An 848-nucleotide genomic window follows, 5' to 3' on the forward strand; every position below is an offset into this window, starting at 1 on the left:
ATGCCCTGTTAAAAAGCAAAACCACTTTCCAAGATCTAGCTTAAAATCTGAACCACTTTCAATTACCATAATCTTCCAATTTTCGAATGAGTGGAAGATTATTTGGCATGTCAAAAATAGTATAACATGAGTCACAAAATTTTTTTATTGAAAATTATTGACAAACTATTAGCTGGTTTAGTTGCATAAGGAATCGATTAGACTAGACGTCTCTGTTACCCTTTCAACCAGACGAAACTCATCGTGAGTAACCAAACAACGATAGGTGTAGCAAACAATTTGATTCGTTGGATTGTCGTAAACGGACTATTTCTTTTTTTCAACCATAGATCAACGAGAAAATAAATTGAAGAAGCAAGTAATCCAGGTAATAAGAGAATTAGACCGAATAGTAAATGAAAAATTCCACAGATGGTTAGCCATAAGCTTTTTTTGCGACTTGCAAACCGATTTGCGATTGTCTCACTCAAAAACGATGTGATTATCCCATAGATAAGATAAAACGGTAAACTATACATTAGATAAATAGGGATAATTCCAATAACATCTGAAAAATAGTGCTGAATAGAAGTGATTGGTTCATCAAACGGTTCTGGATCAATTAGAGCAAACACGATGCTAAATAGCGTGCTCGCATAGATGGCAGTAACAAATTTTCGTTTAAGCATGCCTTGAAGTTCTTCATCACTTTTCATAAATTCATTCCTTTCTCTCTATGGTGTACTAATCAGTTTATTCGGCAAAAAGCTTACTTTTTCCTTTATGTACCTTATATAACTATACTGCCAGTTACTAAAAAAAATAGCCACATACAGTGACCACGGTTATGTACAAATGCTAACTTAAAT

The 848-nt window shown here is 33.6% G+C and carries 1 protein-coding gene; it reads right to left on the reverse strand.

Going from position 1 to position 848, the window contains the following annotated elements; genetic code table 11:
- Positions 1-215: 215 nt before the first annotated feature.
- Positions 216-695, reverse strand: a complete 480-nt coding sequence (locus CN692_RS19235; protein WP_098120746.1) for a hypothetical protein — start codon at positions 693-695, stop codon at positions 216-218.
- Between the last annotated feature and the right edge of the window lie 153 nt (positions 696-848).

It is taken from the genome of Bacillus sp. AFS002410 (genome assembly GCF_002556365.1).
Classification (GTDB): domain Bacteria; phylum Bacillota; class Bacilli; order Bacillales; family Bacillaceae_G; genus Gottfriedia.

What these genes read in the sequence shown, in the direction of transcription:
- CN692_RS19235 (WP_098120746.1), bottom strand. Translation starts at nt 695, where the DNA reads ATGAAAAGTGATGAAGAACTTCAAGGCATGCTTAAACGAAAATTTGTT.